The 16092-nt window shown below is 66.6% G+C and carries 18 protein-coding genes; 8 read left to right on the top strand and 10 right to left on the bottom strand.

What is annotated here, in order from left to right:
* Positions 1–32: 32 nt before the first annotated feature.
* Genes THPRO_RS12060 through THPRO_RS12050 form a run of 3 tightly spaced genes read right to left on the bottom strand, consistent with a single transcriptional unit; the run spans position 33 to position 1344 of the window.
* On the bottom strand, positions 33–449 hold the full coding sequence (locus THPRO_RS12060) for a YkgJ family cysteine cluster protein (RefSeq protein ID WP_052064332.1): 417 nt from the start codon (positions 447–449) through the stop codon (positions 33–35).
* Complete coding sequence (locus tag THPRO_RS12055; protein WP_038089956.1) at positions 446–697, bottom strand: hypothetical protein; 252 nt, start codon at positions 695–697, stop codon at positions 446–448. The genes THPRO_RS12060 and THPRO_RS12055 overlap by 4 nt, the downstream gene beginning before the upstream one ends.
* Positions 694–1344 carry a 7-cyano-7-deazaguanine synthase gene (locus THPRO_RS12050; RefSeq protein ID WP_065089691.1) on the bottom strand — a complete coding sequence of 217 codons (651 nt, stop codon included), beginning with the start codon at positions 1342–1344 and terminating at the stop codon, positions 694–696. The genes THPRO_RS12055 and THPRO_RS12050 overlap by 4 nt, the downstream gene beginning before the upstream one ends.
* A gap of 107 nt (positions 1345–1451) precedes the next feature.
* On the opposite strand from THPRO_RS12050, the gene pstS reads away from it, so the two are divergent.
* The 3 genes from pstS to pstA all read left to right on the top strand — a co-directional run bounded on the left by pstS (position 1452) and on the right by pstA (position 4473).
* On the top strand, positions 1452–2534 hold the full coding sequence (gene pstS, locus THPRO_RS12045) for a phosphate ABC transporter substrate-binding protein PstS (RefSeq protein ID WP_082954631.1): 1083 nt from the start codon (positions 1452–1454) through the stop codon (positions 2532–2534).
* Positions 2535–2635: 101 nt separating this feature from the next.
* Positions 2636–3592 (top strand): phosphate ABC transporter permease subunit PstC, encoded by a 957-nt coding sequence (pstC, locus tag THPRO_RS12040; RefSeq protein ID WP_038089949.1) that lies wholly within the window; start codon positions 2636–2638, stop codon positions 3590–3592.
* Entirely contained in the window at positions 3589–4473 is an 885-nt protein-coding gene (gene pstA / locus THPRO_RS12035; RefSeq protein WP_038089945.1) for a phosphate ABC transporter permease PstA, read from the top strand. Before pstC ends, pstA begins: the two co-directional genes overlap by 4 nt.
* Before the next feature lie 16 nt (positions 4474–4489).
* On the opposite strand, the gene THPRO_RS12030 is transcribed toward pstA, so the two are convergent.
* Positions 4490–6244: a chloride channel protein gene (locus THPRO_RS12030; RefSeq protein ID WP_065089690.1), complete on the bottom strand. Its 1755-nt coding sequence runs from the start codon at positions 6242–6244 to the stop codon at positions 4490–4492.
* A gap of 126 nt (positions 6245–6370) precedes the next feature.
* Here THPRO_RS12030 and THPRO_RS12025 point away from each other — a divergent pair, with 126 nt between their 5' ends.
* Both THPRO_RS12025 and THPRO_RS12020 read left to right on the top strand, forming a co-directional pair.
* Positions 6371–6829 carry a tellurite resistance TerB family protein gene (locus THPRO_RS12025; protein ID WP_038089939.1) on the top strand — a complete coding sequence of 153 codons (459 nt, stop codon included), beginning with the start codon at positions 6371–6373 and terminating at the stop codon, positions 6827–6829.
* Positions 6826–7536, top strand: coding sequence for a sulfite exporter TauE/SafE family protein (locus THPRO_RS12020; RefSeq protein WP_038089936.1), 711 nt, complete (start codon positions 6826–6828; stop codon positions 7534–7536). The genes THPRO_RS12025 and THPRO_RS12020 overlap by 4 nt, the downstream gene beginning before the upstream one ends.
* On the opposite strand, the gene THPRO_RS12015 is transcribed toward THPRO_RS12020, so the two are convergent.
* From THPRO_RS12015 to THPRO_RS11990, 6 genes are all read right to left on the bottom strand, one after another.
* Positions 7496–8002, bottom strand: coding sequence for a DUF4426 domain-containing protein (locus THPRO_RS12015; protein ID WP_082954629.1), 507 nt, complete (start codon positions 8000–8002; stop codon positions 7496–7498). The genes THPRO_RS12020 and THPRO_RS12015 overlap by 41 nt on opposite strands.
* A gap of 200 nt (positions 8003–8202) precedes the next feature.
* On the bottom strand, positions 8203–10029 hold the full coding sequence (locus tag THPRO_RS12010; protein ID WP_082954628.1) for a chloride channel protein: 1827 nt from the start codon (positions 10027–10029) through the stop codon (positions 8203–8205).
* A gap of 103 nt (positions 10030–10132) precedes the next feature.
* Positions 10133–10438 carry a DUF167 domain-containing protein gene (locus tag THPRO_RS12005; RefSeq protein WP_065089689.1) on the bottom strand — a complete coding sequence of 102 codons (306 nt, stop codon included), beginning with the start codon at positions 10436–10438 and terminating at the stop codon, positions 10133–10135.
* Positions 10431–10985, bottom strand: a complete 555-nt coding sequence (locus tag THPRO_RS12000) for a YggT family protein (RefSeq protein WP_038090248.1) — start codon at positions 10983–10985, stop codon at positions 10431–10433. Before THPRO_RS12000 ends, THPRO_RS12005 begins: the two co-directional genes overlap by 8 nt.
* 1 nt (position 10986) lies before the next feature.
* The gene (proC, locus tag THPRO_RS11995) at positions 10987–11802 is read right to left on the bottom strand and encodes a pyrroline-5-carboxylate reductase (RefSeq protein WP_038090245.1); all 816 of its coding nucleotides are present in this window, start codon (positions 11800–11802) and stop codon (positions 10987–10989) included.
* A 44-nt stretch (positions 11803–11846) separates the two neighbouring features.
* On the bottom strand, positions 11847–12548 hold the full coding sequence (locus THPRO_RS11990; protein ID WP_038089930.1) for a YggS family pyridoxal phosphate-dependent enzyme: 702 nt from the start codon (positions 12546–12548) through the stop codon (positions 11847–11849).
* 111 nt (positions 12549–12659) lie between these two features.
* On the opposite strand from THPRO_RS11990, the gene THPRO_RS11985 reads away from it, so the two are divergent.
* Genes THPRO_RS11985 through THPRO_RS11975 form a run of 3 tightly spaced genes read left to right on the top strand, consistent with a single transcriptional unit; the run spans position 12660 to position 16070 of the window.
* Complete coding sequence (locus tag THPRO_RS11985; protein WP_038089926.1) at positions 12660–13694, top strand: type IV pilus twitching motility protein PilT; 1035 nt, start codon at positions 12660–12662, stop codon at positions 13692–13694.
* Positions 13695–13730: 36 nt separating this feature from the next.
* Complete coding sequence (locus THPRO_RS11980; protein ID WP_038089922.1) at positions 13731–14876, top strand: PilT/PilU family type 4a pilus ATPase; 1146 nt, start codon at positions 13731–13733, stop codon at positions 14874–14876.
* Between the two features lie 33 nt (positions 14877–14909).
* Positions 14910–16070, top strand: coding sequence for a PilT/PilU family type 4a pilus ATPase (locus THPRO_RS11975; RefSeq protein ID WP_052064329.1), 1161 nt, complete (start codon positions 14910–14912; stop codon positions 16068–16070).
* Positions 16071–16092 lie beyond the last annotated feature (22 nt).

The raw sequence follows: 16092 nt of genomic DNA, 5'->3' as shown, positions 1-16092 counted from the left end.
GTGCAACACGCCCCCTCAGCAAGTTGGGGCATTCAGCCGTCCCAGCGCGGGAAGCGGCGCCGGCAGTAGTCGAGCAGCTCGTCGTAGCCGTGGAAATACAGCTCGAAGCCGGCCTCGGCGGGGGCATCGAATTCGCAGAAGTCGTTGCTGTATTCGCGGCAGATGGTGGGTCGTTGGGCGTAGATGCCGCAGCGGCCGTCGGCCTCCAGGTGCGTGCAGCGGCTGTCGATCAGGAGGTACCAGCCGTCAGCGTCGCGGTAGGCGTGCACGCCGCGGTGCGAAACCTGCCACAGCAGGTGATCGAAGTCGTGCTTGCTGCGCGGGGAGGGGATCTTCTGCGTGATGTAGGTGCAGCACAGTGCGCCGCTGCAATGCCCGCATTTGTTCTCCGGGGTGATGGTGCGACGTACGTGGACCGGGATGTCGCCGATGCGCGTCGGGCGGTTCATTTGACCGGGGTCGGCAGGTTGCGGATCAGGTCGAGGCGGATGCGCAGCGTCTCGCCCTGCTCGTCCAGCGCGCGCAGATAGCCGGGGCCGCCGGCGTCGTCGGGCAGTACCTCCAACGGGCGGATGCGGCCGAGAAAGGCGGCGTCGCTGCTCTCATCGGCCCAGTGCAGGTTGAGCACCTCGCCGGTCAGCGCGGCGATTTCGAGGCGCTCGCGGACGTGGCCGGGTACGGGTTGGGGCGGTTTCATGGGGCATCCTCCGTTGGGTTCAGGGCCGGATCGCTCAGTCCGGCGGCGGCGAAAGCGTCGCGGCGCTTGACGCACTGCGGGCAGCCGCCGCAGGGGCGACGACGGCCGAGCAGGCAACTGTAGCTGTGCGTGTAGTCGACGCCCAGGCGGTTGCCGAGACGAATGATCGCGGCCTTTTCTAGCGCGATCAAGGGGGCATCGACCGCGATCTCCGACAATCCGGCTGCGAGTGCGCGGAAATCCGAGATGAAGGACGGGGCGCCGCTCGGATAGGCCTCGGCGTCCTCGCGGTTGAGCGCCAGGCACAGGCGATGAGCATGCCGGTCGGTGGCAAAGCTCAATGCCAGGCTCAGCAGGATCAGGTTGCGATGCGGCAGGGGGACGTGCGGTTGCCAGGCGCGGCCGTTGCGGAAGGCCTCGCCGACCGCGCTCAGGTCGAGCCGGTGCAGTTCGAGGCCGAGCGTGGCGCATTGCGCCGCGGCCGCGGTGCGCTCGCATTCGGCGGCGCGCTGGGCATAGTCCACGAACAGGGCCTCGACCGGTCCTTCGCGGTGCTCGCGATGGAGCAGGGTGGCGCTTTCGATGCCGCCGCTGAGCAGCACCACGGTGAGGGCGTTCGACGGGTTTCGGGGGGCTGCATCTTTCATAAAAGATTCACGAACTTCCGGCCTGTGGGCCGTTCTTAGGAGTCGGACGGCGCGTAGTGCCGCTCACGTAGTTTCGCAGTTTCGTCATAAATAATTGAGGAGGTTTCATGTCTACGTCCCTGTCTTCGAACGGGCGTTGGTTGCGCCGGGTTGGCCTGGGTCTTGTGATGGGTTCCACCCTGCTGGCGGTTGCCCCGTCGCAGGCGGCCGTGAACGTGCTGGAAACCGGTTCCAGCCTGCTGTATCCGCTGTTCAATCTCTGGGTGCCGGTCTACACCAAGATGCATCCCAGCGTCCATATCACCACCGCCAGCACGGGTAGCGGCACCGGCCTGGCGCAGTCGATCAACGGCCTGGCCCAGATCGGCGCTTCGGATGCCTACATGAGCGACGCGATGATGAAACAGCATCCGACGATGCTGAACATTCCCACCGCGATCTCCAGCCAGATGGTGAACTACAATCTGCCGGGTCTGAACCACCACCACCTGAACCTGAGCGGTCCGGTGCTGGCCGACATCTACTCCGGCAAGATCACCAACTGGGACGACAAGCGCATCGCCGAGATGAACCATGGCGTGCATCTGCCGAACCACAAGATCATCCCGGTGCACCGCAGCGACGGTTCCGGCGACACCTTCATCTTCACCCAGTACCTGAGCAAGTCCACCAAATGGTGGATGGACAAGTACGCCTACGGCACCAGCATCAGCTGGGCGCCCGTGCAGGGTGCGATCGGCGCCGAGGGCAACCCGGGCATGGTCGACGCGCTGAAGAACAATCCTTACTCCATCGCTTACGTCGGCGTCAGCTACAAGCATCAGATCCAGGAAGCCAAGCTGGGTGAGGCGCGTCTGAAGAACCGCGACGGTCACTTCGTGCTGCCCGAGGTGCGCACGGTCAAGGCCGCTGCCGCGTCGATGGTGCCGCATACGCCGGCCGACCAGCGCATCAGCCTGATCTTCGCGCCCGGCAAGTACAGCTACCCGATCATCAACTACGAGTACGCTGTCGTGAACAGCCGTCAGCCGAACGAGACCATGGCCAAGACGCTGAAGACGTTCCTGACCTGGGCCGTTTCGCCCAAGGGCGGCAACGCGGAGCACTTCATGAAGAAGGTGAACTTCGTGCCCCTGCCCGAGAGCGTGGCCAAGCTGTCGATCAAGCAGATCGACAAGATCCACGGTTAATTCGGAACCGATGGATCGTTCCCCGGTCACATAGGGGGTATTGCGACGGACACCCGGTCATGCCGGGTGTCCGTTCGCTCGTCAGGGCTGGATAAAACGACATGTCAAGATTTCGCATTAGCCTGGGCGCGGTTGCCGCGCTGCTGCCGCTTTCGCTGCTGGCGATCATCACCTTTCTGGTGCTCTACGCCTGGCCGGCCATTCAGTTCAACGGCGGCGGGTTTCTGATTCACAACGACTGGAATCTCGGCAGCATGTATGCCAATCCGGTTACCATCGACGGGCAGCAGGTGTTGCCCGGAGCCAATTACGGCATTTTATTTCTGATCGCCGGCACGCTGCTGTCCTCGCTGGTGGCGATCGTGCTGGCGCTGCCGCTTGGCGTACTCTCGGCGATCTTTCTCGCCGAAGCGGTGCGTGGTCCGTTGCGCGCGGCCAGCTCCTTCATCGTCGAACTGCTCGCCGCCGTGCCCAGCGTGGTTTACGGCCTGTGGGGCTACGTGGTGCTGATCCCGTTTCTGGGGCATCACGTCTATCCGGTGCTGGAACACACGGTGGGCGCGGTCATTCCTTATTTTGCCGGCCCCTCCGGCAGCGGTTACGGCCTGCTGACTTCGGGGCTGGTGCTTGCCATCATGATCGTGCCGCTGATCACCGCCACGGTGCGCGACGCACTGGTGGCCACACCCGGCGCGCTGCGCGAATCCGGCATGAGCCTGGGCGCGACGCGATTCGAGGTCGTGCGCCACATCCAGTTGCCCGGCGTGCGCAAGGTCATCATCGGCGCCTCGATCCTGGCGCTGGGCCGAGCGCTCGGCGAGACCATGGCGGTGCTCATGGTCAGCGGCAACGCGCTCAACTACATCCCCAAGAACATCTACGACCCGATCTCGACCATGGCGGCGTTCATCGCTTCGCAGCTCGACAGCGCGCTGCAGGATCCGACCGGTATGGCGGTGCGCGCGCTGGCCGAGGTCGCCCTGATCCTGATGGTCATTTCGGTGGTGGTGAATGCCGCCGCCCAGCTCATTCTGTGGATTTCCGGAGGCCGTCGATGAATGCTACGACCGAAACCGAGCTGCTGGCGCCGCCGACGCTCGCCGGCAAGCAGATCTACCTGCGGCGCCGCATCGGCGGCTCGCTGGGCTGGACGCTGACCACCGCCGCCATCGCCCTGCTCGCCTTCGTGCTGCTGTACCTGCTGGGCTTCGTGCTGGTGCGCGGCGCACAGGCGCTGCACCTGGATATCTTCCTTACCGACACCCAGGGCATCGCCGGAGGCCTGCGCAATGCCATCGTCGGCTCGCTGCTGATCTCCGGTGGCGGCGTGATGATTGCCGCGCCGGTGGGCATTTGCGCGGGCATCTATCTCGCCGAATACGGCGACGACTGGCTCGGCCGCAGCGGCCGCTTCATGTCCGACGTGCTGGTCGGCGTGCCCTCCATCGTGCTCGGCTACTTCGGCTACATCACCATGGTGCTGTATCTCGGCTGGAAGTTTTCGCTGGCCGCCGGCGCGCTGACGCTGGCGATCATGATGCTACCGTACATCGCACGCACCACGGAAATGGCCTTGCGCCAGGTGCCGCACTCGGCGCGCGAGGCGGCCTACGGCCTGGGATGCGGCGAGGGTCGAGTGATCTGGAGCATCCTGCTGCCGGCGGCGCGCGGCCCGATCATCACCGGCGTGCTCCTGGCGCTGGCCATCTCGCTCGGCGAAACCGCGCCGCTGCTGTACACGGCCGGCTGGTCGAACTACCTGTGGAGCGGGCAGCTGACCCACGAGGGTGTCGGTTATCTGACCTACGTGATCTGGAGCTTCATCGGCGAACCCTACGCCTCGGCGCACCAGCTTGCCTATGCGGCGGCGCTGCTGATCACGCTCATGGTGCTGGCGATCAACCTCACGGCGCGCGCGGTGTTCTACCGCCGCCCCTGAGGCGGGCGGGCCGCCGCTAGCGCCCGTGCGGAAACAGACGCGCATCGGCGAGTTCCTCGCCTAGCCATTGCTCGGCGCCGATCACCCCGACCACCCGATCGGGCGCGATGTCGCCCCCGGTCTCGCCCTCGACCACCACCGCCAGCCGGGCGTCTGCCTCGTCGAGGGCGATCAGCACGTCCTCCAGGCGCGTGCCGGGGCGTACCGCGACCAGATCGGTACGCGTCGACGCCGAAGACTGCGGCCGCCAGCCGGCCAGCCGGCCGTCGCGCGCGATCAGCCGGCAGCCTTCGGCAGCGGTCGCGCTCGCGGGACTGCACGCGGCCGTCTCGGCGTCGCTATCCCAGACCGGTTCGCGCACCATGACTTCGTCGGCGCGCTTGAAATAATGCATGCTCACGTGCAGCGACTCGGGAACCACCAGACCCTTGCGCAGCAGCTTGACCGTGTAGGCATTCTCGCGCGACAGGCCGCGCCGCACCACGTAGGCCAGCGCCACGCAGAGCATCACCGGCGGTGCGACGTGGAGGTCGCCGGTCATTTCCACCATCATCACGATCGAGGTCAGCGCGGTGCCGGTGGCACCCGCGATCACGCCGGCCATCGCGGCGACCGCGAACAGCCCGGGGTCGATGCCGAGGGCGGGCCAGTATTGCGCGAGCGGCAGCGCCAGCGCGGCGCCGAGCGTGCCGCCGAGATACAGCGCGGGCGAGAAAATGCCGCCGGAGGCGCCCGAGCCTAGGGTGATGCAGGTGGCCAGATACTTGAGCGCGAACAGCAGCAGCAGGAAGCCGGGCTGGGTCAGGGTGCCGGCGATGACGTCCTGCAGGGTGGCGTAGCCGACGCCCTGAATGTAGTAATGGCCGGCATGGCGTTGCAACAGCCAGAGGGCGATGCCGACCAACAGCATGCCGGCGGCATGGCGCAGATAGGGATTGGCGAACAGGCGGTCGAACAGATCCTCGGCGGCGTAGATGCCCTTGAGAAAGGCAAAGGCGACGAGGCCGCAGGCGATGCCGAGCAGGGCGTAGAGCGTGAAGCTCTCGGGCGCCAGCGGCCCCAGCGGGTGGACCGGCAGCGGCAGCGGCAGGGCCGGCGAATCGCCCAGAAAGCGGTGCGAGATCATGGTCGAGACGCTGACCGCGAACATCACCGGTACCACCGTGCGCACGCCGACCTCGGCGAGCAGCAGCTCGACCGCGAACAGCACGCCGGCCACGGGGGTGTTGAAGGTCGCGGCAATGCCGGCGCCTGCGCCGGCCGCGACCAGGGTGGTGAGCTGGGAGGCGCTGAGACGCAGCCACTGCCCGAACACCGAGGCGAAGGCCGCGCCGATCTGGATGATCGGCCCCTCGCGCCCGATCGATGCGCCGCTGCCGAGCGACAGTGCCGAAGCCAGCGGGCGGACCAGGGCCACGCGCGGCCGGATGCGGCCCTGGCGGAAGAAGTTGGCCTCGATCACGTCGGGCACGCCGTTGCCGCGCGCCTCGGGCGCGAAGCGGTGGATCAGGAAGGCCACGCCCAGCGCGCCGATCACCGGTACCAGGATCACGCCCGCGCCCCAGACCGAGGGTGGCATGTGCACCTGGGTGTCGTAGAACAGGTCGAGGCGGCCGTAGAACAGCGCGTTGTGGAACAGGGCGATGAGGGCGCGAAAGGCCACGGCGCCGAGACCGGCCACCGCGCCGACGGCCGCTGCCATAAGCATGAAGCGCCAGCGGATCAGCGCGAGCGCGCGGCGCGCGCGGTGGCGGGTCGTGTTGGGCGCCATGAGGGGATCCCTGGACTGTGCGTTGCCGGTGAGGTCATTGTGCAGGTCGTGGCGAGCCGCCTCAACACGTGCGGCGGGTTGCGGGCTTGCGCTACCATGCCGCAAGGTTTTTTCACGGGAGCAACCATGCTGGGCGGAATCAAGTCTTTTCTCAAGGAACGGCTGCACCATGCCGCAGGGCCTGCCGATCGCGCCCAGGCGCTGCAGGTGGCCACCGCGGCGATTCTGCTGGAGGTGAGCCGGGCCGACTTCGAGATCGACGAACAGGAACTCGAGGTGGTGGCCGCCGCCCTGGTGAGAACCTTCTCGCTGGAGGAGGCCGCGGTGCGCGAGCTGATCGCCGAGGCGCTGGAGCAGGACGAGGAGGCGCTGTCGCTGTACCCTTTTCTGCAGTTGGTCAACGACCGATGCTCACCGGAGGAGAAGTTCGCCATCATCGCCGACCTGTGGCGCGTGGCCTATGCCGACGGCCGCCTCGACAAGTATGAGGAATACCAGATCCGGCGCATCGCCGATCTGCTCTACGTCCCGCACAGCGAATTCATCCGGGCCAAGCTGACGGTGCGCGCCGACGACGCGCCATGAACCTCACTCTGTCCGGCAGCGCGGGCTACGGTGCCGCCCTGCTGGTGGGGCTGCTCGGCGGCGTGCACTGCGTCGGCATGTGCGGCGGCATCGTGGGCGCGCTGGGTCTGGGCATGAGTCCCGCCCGGCAGTCGCGTATCGTCACGGCCCTGCCGGTCCTTTTGGCCTACAACCTCGGGCGAATCGCCAGCTACACGTTGGCCGGCGCACTGGCCGGCGGCGTCGGCTGGTATGCCGCGCAACTGGTGAGCGTGCATCGGGCCCAGCTCGTGCTGGGCGTTGCTGCGGGTCTGTTCATGGTCGCACTGGGGCTGTATCTCGCCGGTCTGTGGCGAGGGCTGGCCGAGGTGGAGCGTCTGGGGGGGCATGTCTGGCGGCGCATCGAGCCGTTGGGGCGGCGTCTGCTGCCGGTGCGCGGCCCGCTGCAGGCGCTCGGTCTGGGCGCGGTCTGGGGTTGGCTGCCCTGCGGTCTGGTGTACAGCGTGCTGATCTGGGCGCTGGCCAGCGGCGGCCCGCTGCGCGGCGCCTTGCTGATGCTTTGTTTCGGACTCGGCACGCTGCCGAACCTGCTCGCCATGGGCGTGTTTGCGGCGCGCCTGGCGCGCCTCGCGCGGCGGGTCTGGGTGCGCGTGCTGGCCGGCGGGCTGGTGGCCGGTTTCGGCGTGCTCAGCTTGTTGCGATGGCTGCCCTTGCCGCCCCACGCGTGAGTGCGTCGTCCGCTTGATGCGGCAGGTGGTAGCGCTGGCGGTGGCGGAAATACTGCATGCTGCCGTCGGGCAGGTCCACGTGTACGTGAAATTCGGCGACCTCGCCGTCGGCGATCGGGAAGCTGCCCAGGTAGCGGATGCCGTTCTCCATGACCACGGGGCGAATTTCGACCGTCTGATAGCGCCCGTCGGCGGTCGCCAGCGACACCGAAACCTGCGCCGGCAGCGCCTTGCTGAGCGCGGGATGCCGGGCGTCATGCACCGAAACCTCGAGCAGACCGCGATCCGGTGCGCGCGCGATGCCGGCGTGCACCGCGATGGCGGCACCCAGGAAGTCCGAGTTCAGCGTGCTGAAGTGGATCGCGTATTCGCCGGCCAGGATGACCTGATCGGCGTCGGCGCTGCCGGTCAGGGCAATGGCAAACAATGCCGCAAAGGCCCGTGCTGCGGGTGGCAGTGTACTCATGGCGTTCCCCCGTTAACGGTTACTTGCCGGTCGTTATGGTGGAGAGGATGACCGGTCGGCTCTTGCCGGGGAGTGTAGGCCAGAAGTACGTGTTGCGCGATCCCCGTTGGGCGGGTTGCGACCCGCGCGGCTGTCTGCCGGCAAAGGCCTGGCGGTGCCTTGGGGGCGCGGCGGCATGTCGTCAGGCGCCGTGGCAGGCCCTAGGACGGCGCCGCGCCGCGCAGGTCGCCGGGGAGGTTGGCGTGCTCCATCACGTCGTCCCAGGAAACGATGCCGACCACGGCGTCGGCCGCGGTGGTCGGCGGGTCGCCGGGGGCGAGTACCGCGATACGCGTCCCGGCCCCGCGCAGCCGGCTGACCAGGTCGATGATCTGGGTGTGTTCGTTCAGCAGCGTGTAGTGCGGGTCGGCATAGCGCCCGAGAGCCGTTTGATCGTCGTCTGCGGCGAGCGCGGTGGCGAGCACGTCGGAGGTGATGATGCCGGTGGGCTGGCCGTCCCGGACCAGGACCACGTGCGGTAGCGTACGCCGCGAGGTGAGGCGTTCTCGCAGGGCGCCGAGGTGCGCGTCGGCGTCGAGGCGCAGGAAGGGGGCCTGAATCAGCTCCAGGGCGCCGCGCATGAGATAGAGGTTGCTCTCGACCGCGCGCGGCAGACGCCGGCCCCGGCGACTGAGCTTGAGGGTGTACAGATCGTCGGCGATCAGCAGATGGCGCACGGCGTAGGCCAGCGACACCGCGATGATCAGAGGAATGATGACGTTGTAGTCGCGGGTCATCTCGAAAATCATCACCACCGCGGTGACGGCCGCGCCGGTGCCGGCCGCGACCATGCAGGCCATGCCGATGACCGCGCCGCCCACGGGGCTGACCTCGAGCCCCGGCAGGAAGCCGTGTCCCAGGTTGACCAGGCCGGCGCCGAGCGTTGCGCCCATGAACAGCGCTGGGGAGAAGATGCCGCCGGAGGCGCCGGACCCTAGCGTCAGCGATACCGCGACCAGCTTGAGCAGCACCAGCGCGAGCAGTATCCAGGTGACGGTGAGATGGCCGTCGAGGATGTCCTGGATGGTGGCGTAGCCGACGCCCTCGATGTAGTAGTGGCCAAGATGGCGCATCAGCAGGTACATCATCACGCCGACGATCAGCATGCCGAGGGCGTGCCGTGTGTAGTAGTTGCCCGGAATGCGGTCGAAGAAGTCCTCGAAGGCGTATACGGAGCGGGTGTAGAGCATGCCCAGCAGTCCCATTACCAGCCCAAGCATGGCGTAGGCGAGGAATACGCGGAAGGAACTGGAGGTGGCCGCGTGCAGGGTCATCGGCGGGATGATGAACGAGGCGTGGTTGCCGAAGAACAGACGCCCGACGAAGCTGGCGGCGCCGGTGGCGATCATCACCGGGATCAGGGTGCGCGCGCTGATTTCGACCAGCATGATCTCGGTGGCGAACAGGATGCCGCCGATGGGCGTGTTGAAGGTGGCCGCGATGCCGCCGCCGGCGCCGCAGGCGATCAGCACCAGGCGCTGCCACTCGGGCAGACGGGTCCATTGCGCGAGTACGGAGCCGAAGGTGGCGCCGATCTGGATGATCGGCCCTTCGCGGCCGATGGCGCCGCCGGAGCCGATCGAGATCGACGAGGCCAGTGACTTGATCAGCGCCACTTGCGGGCGGATCACGCCACGTTTGTAGTAGATCGCGTCGATGACCTCGGGCACCCCGTGGCCCTTGGCTTCGGGCGCGAAGGTCTGGACCAGGAAGGCGACCAGCAGCGCGCCGATCACCGGTACGGCGACGACGCCGATGCCCCAGGGGCTTTCAAGGGTGTGCTTGAGGGTGTCGTACTCGATCGCGAAATGGCCGAAAAAGAAAAGATTGTGGAACAGTCCGATCAGGCCGCGGAAGACGGCAGCGCCGATGCCGGCGATGATGCCGACCAGCAGCGCGAGTAGGGCGAGGGTGGGGCGTACGCCGGGCTGGCGCGGCGTGCCGGTGGCGGGCGGGAGGCTGCTGGAGCCGGGTGGTGCGCTGGACATGCGGTTCTCGCTTGCGTTCGGTCGGATGAAGGTGCCGTCGGGGCGGCGCCTAGACAGGTTGACCAGAAACGGCGCGATAAGTGCGGTTTTTCGCCCCGTGGGTTCAGCCGGCCGGCGGCCAGGGCGGCAGGCGTATGGGGGATTCGATCAGCAGTTCCTTGTCGCGAGCCTGTGCGCCGCGTAGCAGGCGTACACGCGATTTGGCCACGCCGCAGGCCTTGGCGACGAGTTCGATCAACTGTGTGTTCGCACGCCCGTCCGCCGGTGGTGCGCTGAGGTAGACGCGCAGGCGCCCGTTGGCCGCTTCGCCGAGACGCGTGCGGCTGGCGCGCGGTTGCACGCGCACCGCCAGCCGCAGGTCGCGGCCTTCCAGGTGCCAGGGGAGCGGCGTCGCGGGTGCGTCAGCCAAGGATGTTGCGGACCAGGATCAGCGCCACGTTGAGCAGCAGGAGGGCCACCAGCGGCGTCAGATCGATCATGCCGATCAGTGGCACCACGCGGCGGAGGGGCGCGAGCAGCGGCGCGGTGAGGCTGTCGAGGACGCCGGCGACCGGATTGTAGCCGCCCCCCATGGGCGAGACCCAGCTCAGCAGGGCCTGCACGATGATGGCGCCGATGTAGACGTAGACCAGCAGCACCAGCAGTTCGCGCAGCGCGATCAGCAGCACCGGCAGCAGCGGCGGCGTTATGCCCTGCAGCCATGCGGTGAGGTAGATCTCCGCGATCTGCAGGGCGATCAGCAGGACGACCGAGGCGCTGTCGATCCTGCCCACCGAAGGAATGATGCGGCGCAGCAGCTTGAGTGGCGGGTTGGTCAGGGTGACCACGAACTGCGAGATCGGGTTGTAGAAATTGGCGCGCACCAGCGCCAGCAGAAAGCGCAGCAGCACCACGATGATGTAAAAGGAAAATACAGCGTTGACCAGAAACAACCCGATTTGCGCGCCGGCACCCATGTCAGCCCTCCCCCAGTTCGCGGGCGCGCCGAGCGGCGGCGCCCATGGCATCGGCGACCAGCGTGCGCAGGCCGCCCTCTTCGAATACCCGCAGCGCCTGTTCGGTGGTGCCGCCCGGCGAGGTCACGCGCGCGCGCAGCGTGGCGGGCGGGTCGTCGCTTTCCAGCGCCAGGCGGGCCGCGCCGTGGACCGTGTGCAGCGCGAGGCTGCGGGCAGTCTCCGCATCGAGGCCAAGATGGATGCCGCCCGCCTCCAGCGCCTCGATCAGTAGGAACACATAGGCCGGGCCGCTGCCGGAAAGGGCGGTGACCGCGTCGAGCGCGCCTTCATCGTCGAACCAGCGACATTCGCCGACGGCACGCAGGATGCGGTTGGCGGTGGCGCGCTGCTCGGCATCGACCCGCGGGTTGGCATAGGCGCCGGAGGCGCCGAGGCCGATCAGCGCGGGCGTGTTCGGCATCGCGCGCACGATCGCGCGGTCGCCCCCCAGCCATTGGTCGAGGCGGTCGCTGACGATGCCGGCGGCGACGGACAGAAACAGGGGGGCCGCGGGCGTGTCGCGCAGTCCGGCTGCCGCCGTGGCCATGACCTGGGGCTTGACCGCGAGCACGATGCAGTCGGCGCCGGCCGCCGCTTCGGCATTGTCCGCGGTGACCGCGATGCCGGGAAAGCGGGTGGCCAGGGCGGCGCGCTGCGCTTCGCCGCGATCGGCCACCCGGATCTGCGCGGCGGGGAAGCCGTCACCGAGCAGGCCGCCGATCAGGCTGCTGGCCATGTTGCCGCCGCCGATGAAGGCTATGGTGTCGCGCTGTGTCATCGTGATTCCCGTGTCGATACTCGTGTGCGCACCGTATCCGAGCATTAGGGGGACGGCAAGCGCGGTTTGCGGGCGCCGAAGACGGCGGTGCCGACGCGGACGAGGGTCGCGCCCTCGGCCACCGCGGCGTCAAGGTCGCCGCTCATGCCCATGGACAGGGTGTCGAGCGCGAGGCCATCGTCCGCCAGCGCGTCGCGCAGGATGCGTACGGCAGCGAAGCCGGCGTGCTGCACGCGCGGGTCGTCGCTCGGCGCGGGCAGGGCCATCAGGCCGCGCAGACGCAGTCGCGGCAGTGCCGAGACTGCATGCGCCAGGGCGGGCAGCGCCTCCGGCGCGACGCCGGCCTTGCTGGTCTCTCCGCTGATGTTGACCTGCAAGCACACCTGCAGCGGCGGTCGGTCGGTTGGTCGTTGCCGGTCAAGGCGCTCGGCCACGGACAGGCGGTCGATGCCGTGAACCCAGTCGGCGACGGCCGCGATCTTGCGGGTCTTGTTCGATTGCAGCTGGCCGATGAAATGCCACTCGATGTCGAGATCGGCAAGCGTGGCGGCCTTGGCCACCAGCTCGTCGACGTAGTTTTCACCGAAAACGCGCTGGCCGCAGCCGTGCGCGGCGCGGATCGCCTCGGCCGGAAAGGTCTTGCCAACGGCCAACAGGGCGATGCCGCGCGGGTCGCGGCCAGCGGCCAGGGCGGCGCGCCGGATGCGTATCCGGACCGCCTCGATTCGGGGGCAAATGTCGCTCATCGGGCTGTGCTATAGTCGAAAGGCCTTGTGCCGTAAGGCTGATTTGAACAACGATAAAGCCTAACAGACTCGGCGTGCGCAGCGTGCGCCGACGATCGGGAGACAAGCCGAATGGATATCACGCAGTTGCTGGCCTTCACCGTCAAGAACGGGGCCTCCGATCTGCATCTCTCCGCGCAGTTGCCGCCGATGATCCGAGTGGACGGCGACATCCGGCGGATCAATGTCGACCCGCTGGACCACAGCGCGGTGCACGACATGATCTACGACATCATGAACGACCGCCAGCGCAAGGATTACGAAGAGCGCCTGGAAACTGATTTTTCTTTCGAAATACAGGGTCTTGCGCGTTTCCGCGTCAACGCCTACAACCAGGACCGCGGCGCCGCGGCGGTGTTCCGCACCATCCCCTCCAAGGTACTGACGCTGGAGCAGCTCGGCGCGCCTTCGGTGTTGCAGAAGATTGCCGGCTATCCGCGTGGCATCGTGCTGGTGACGGGGCCGACCGGCTCCGGCAAATCGACCACGCTGGCGGCGATGGTGGATTACAAGAACGACAGCGAATACGGCCACATCCTCACCGTCGAGGATCCGATCGAGTTCGTGCACCAGAGCAAGAAGTGCCTGGTCAACCAGCGCGAGGTTCATCGCGATACCCTCGGTTTCAACGAGGCACTGCGTTCGGCCCTGCGCGAAGACCCCGACACCATCCTGGTCGGCGAGATGCGCGACCTCGAAACGATCCGCCTGGCGTTGACCGCCGCCGAAACCGGACACCTGGTGTTCGGCACGCTGCATACCAGCTCGGCCGCCAAGACCATCGACCGCGTGGTCGACGTGTTCCCGGCCGGCGAGAAGGACATGGTGCGGGCAATGCTGTCCGAATCCCTGCGCGCGGTGATTTCGCAGACCCTGCTCAAGAAGATCGGTGGCGGACGCGTGGCCGCGCACGAAATCATGATCGGCACCCCGGCCATCCGCAATCTCATCCGCGAGGGCAAGATCGCGCAGATGAACTCGTCCATCCAGACCGGACACAGCCTGGGCATGCAGACGCTCGATCAATCGCTCAAGGAACTGCTGTCGCGCGGCGTGATCAGCAAGGAAGATGCCCGCCGCAAGGCCGCCAACCCCGACGCCCTGTAACCATTCCCCGCGGCGACGCGGGCGGAGAGATTAGGAATGGAACGCGACAAGGCCATACGCTTCATGCACGACCTGCTGAAGTCGCTGCTCAGCAAGCGTGGTTCCGACCTGTTCATCACCGTGGGCGCCCCGCCTTCGATCAAGGTCGACGGCAAGATGACGCCGCTGACCAACCAGCCGCTTTCGCAAACGCATACGCAGGCACTGGTGCGTTCGGTGATGAACGACAAGCAGGCCGCGGATTTCGAGCGCGACATGGAATGCAATTTCGCCATCGGGCTCCCTGGCGTGGCGCGTTTTCGCGTCAATGCCTTCACCCAGCGCGGCAGCGCGGGCATGGTGCTGCGCGTCATCAACACCGAGATCCCGAGCTTCGAGGAACTCAATCTGCCGCCGATCCTGCGCGACATCGCGATGACACGACGCGGCATGGTGATCTTCGTCGGCGGCACCGGTTCCGGCAAGTCCAGTTCGCTGGCGGCCATGCTCGGTTATCGTAATCACAACAGCTACGGCCATATCGTCACCATCGAGGACCCGATCGAATACGTGCACGCCCACGGCAACTGCCTGGTGACGCAGCGCGAGGTCGGTGTCGACACCGATTCCTACGAAGTGGCGCTGAAAAACACCTTGCGCCAGGCGCCCGACGTGATCCTGATCGGCGAGATCCGCGAGCGCGAGACCATGGATTACGCCAACGCCTTCGCGGAAACCGGGCATCTGTGCCTGTCCACCCTGCATGCCAACAACACCAATCAGGCTCTGGATCGCATCATCAACTTCTTCAGCGAGGAGCGCCGGCATCAGCTGCTGATGGATTTGTCGCTGAACCTCAAGGCGGTGATTTCCCAACGCCTGATCCCGCGTGCCGACGGCGAGGGCCGCGTGCCGGCAGTGGAGGTGCTCATCAACAGCCCGCTGATGGCCGACCTGATCTTCAAGGGCAAGGTGCACGAGATGAAGGAGCTGATCGCGAAATCGAACGAGATGGGCATGCAGACCTTCGACCAGTCGCTGTACGATCTCTTCGAACGCGGTCTGATCACCTACGAGGATGCGCTGCGCAATGCCGATTCCGTGAACGATCTACGCCTGCGCATCAAGCTTGAAAGCAATCGCGCGCGGGGCAAGGATCTGCTCGCCGATGCTCCCCAATTCACCGTCGCCGAGGGCGACTGATCCGAGCGGGCCAGTACCTCGCGGGTATCCATCATGAAGCTCGAACCCTATTTTCGTTTGATGGCCGAACACGGCGCCTCGGACCTTTATTTCACGACCGGCGCGCCGGTGAGCGTGCGCATCGAGGGCGACATGCGCGGCGTGGGCAAGGATCCGCTGGGGCCGGGCGTCGCCAAGCGCCTGGTCTACGAGGTGCTGAGCGACGAGCAGATTGCGACCTTCGAAGCCGAGAAGGAGCTCAATCTCGGCATCTCGCTGCCGGAGATCGGCCGCTTCCGCCTCAATGTGTACTACCAGCGCGGCGAGGTGTCGATGGTGGTGCGCTACATCAAGAGCGTCATCCCCTCGATCGAGGATCTCAACCTGCCGCCGGTGCTCAAGGATCTGGTGAGCTATCCCTCGGGGCTGGTACTGGTGGTGGGCGCGACCGGCTCAGGCAAATCGACCTCGCTGGCCTCGATGGTCGACTACCGCAACATCACGCGCGCCGACCACATTCTGACCATCGAGGATCCGGTCGAGTACGTGTTCTCGCACAAGCGTTCCATCGTTGGCCAGCGCGAGGTCGGGCTCGATACCTGGTCCTACGGCAACGCCCTGCGCGAGGCGATGCGCGAGGCGCCCGATCTCATCATGATCGGCGAGATACGCGACCGCACCACCATGGAAGCGGCCATCGCCTACGCCGACACGGGCCATCTTTGCCTGTCCACGCTACATGCGATCAACGCCAACCAGGCTCTGGAACGCATCATCAATTTTTTCCCCGCCGAGGCCAAACAGCAGATTCTCATGGATCTGTCGCTGAACCTGCGCGGTATCGTGTCGCAGCGTCTGGTGTCGACCAAGGCCAGCTCGCGGATTCCCGCGGTCGAGGTCCTGGTCAACACTTCCTATTCCAGCGAGCTGATCAAGAAAGGCGAATTCAGGGCGCTCAAGGACGTGATGGAGAAGGGGGCGACCTCGGGCATGCAGACCTTCGACCAGTCGCTGTACGAGCTGTACCGCAGCGGCAAGATCACGCTCAAGGACGCGATGGATCATGCCGATTCCCGCGGTGATCTCGAATGGCGGGTCAACTTCGGCGGCGGCATGAAGGCGCTGAAGAAAAACAAGGAAACCCTGGCCTTCCCCAGCGATGCCATCGACGAGATGCCCGGCGCGCTGGACGACCTGCAGCCGCCAGGGGAATGAGGCGCCGGCGTCGCGCGCGGCA

The organism is Acidihalobacter prosperus (assembly GCF_000754095.2).
In the GTDB taxonomy this organism is placed as follows: domain Bacteria; phylum Pseudomonadota; class Gammaproteobacteria; order DSM-5130; family Acidihalobacteraceae; genus Acidihalobacter; species Acidihalobacter prosperus.
Note: the sequence above shows the minus strand (reverse complement) of the source record. Positions and strands in the feature narration are given on the sequence as shown.

What these genes read in the sequence shown, in the direction of transcription:
- THPRO_RS12060 (WP_052064332.1), bottom strand. Translation starts at nt 449, where the DNA reads ATGAACCGCCCGACGCGCATCGGCGACATCCCGGTCCACGTACGTCGC.
- pstC (WP_038089949.1), top strand. Translation starts at nt 2,636, where the DNA reads ATGTCAAGATTTCGCATTAGCCTGGGCGCGGTTGCCGCGCTGCTGCCG.
- THPRO_RS12015 (WP_082954629.1), bottom strand. Translation starts at nt 8,002, where the DNA reads ATGAGTACACTGCCACCCGCAGCACGGGCCTTTGCGGCATTGTTTGCC.
- pstA (WP_038089945.1), top strand. Translation starts at nt 3,589, where the DNA reads ATGAATGCTACGACCGAAACCGAGCTGCTGGCGCCGCCGACGCTCGCC.
- THPRO_RS12010 (WP_082954628.1), bottom strand. Translation starts at nt 10,029, where the DNA reads ATGTCCAGCGCACCACCCGGCTCCAGCAGCCTCCCGCCCGCCACCGGC.
- THPRO_RS11975 (WP_052064329.1), top strand. Translation starts at nt 14,910, where the DNA reads ATGAAGCTCGAACCCTATTTTCGTTTGATGGCCGAACACGGCGCCTCG.
- THPRO_RS12050 (WP_065089691.1), bottom strand. Translation starts at nt 1,344, where the DNA reads ATGAAAGATGCAGCCCCCCGAAACCCGTCGAACGCCCTCACCGTGGTG.
- THPRO_RS12020 (WP_038089936.1), top strand. Translation starts at nt 6,826, where the DNA reads ATGAACCTCACTCTGTCCGGCAGCGCGGGCTACGGTGCCGCCCTGCTG.
- THPRO_RS11985 (WP_038089926.1), top strand. Translation starts at nt 12,660, where the DNA reads ATGGATATCACGCAGTTGCTGGCCTTCACCGTCAAGAACGGGGCCTCC.
- THPRO_RS12000 (WP_038090248.1), bottom strand. Translation starts at nt 10,985, where the DNA reads ATGGGTGCCGGCGCGCAAATCGGGTTGTTTCTGGTCAACGCTGTATTT.
- THPRO_RS11990 (WP_038089930.1), bottom strand. Translation starts at nt 12,548, where the DNA reads ATGAGCGACATTTGCCCCCGAATCGAGGCGGTCCGGATACGCATCCGG.
- THPRO_RS12025 (WP_038089939.1), top strand. Translation starts at nt 6,371, where the DNA reads ATGCTGGGCGGAATCAAGTCTTTTCTCAAGGAACGGCTGCACCATGCC.
- THPRO_RS12030 (WP_065089690.1), bottom strand. Translation starts at nt 6,244, where the DNA reads ATGGCGCCCAACACGACCCGCCACCGCGCGCGCCGCGCGCTCGCGCTG.
- proC (WP_038090245.1), bottom strand. Translation starts at nt 11,802, where the DNA reads ATGACACAGCGCGACACCATAGCCTTCATCGGCGGCGGCAACATGGCC.
- THPRO_RS11980 (WP_038089922.1), top strand. Translation starts at nt 13,731, where the DNA reads ATGGAACGCGACAAGGCCATACGCTTCATGCACGACCTGCTGAAGTCG.
- pstS (WP_082954631.1), top strand. Translation starts at nt 1,452, where the DNA reads ATGTCTACGTCCCTGTCTTCGAACGGGCGTTGGTTGCGCCGGGTTGGC.
- THPRO_RS12055 (WP_038089956.1), bottom strand. Translation starts at nt 697, where the DNA reads ATGAAACCGCCCCAACCCGTACCCGGCCACGTCCGCGAGCGCCTCGAA.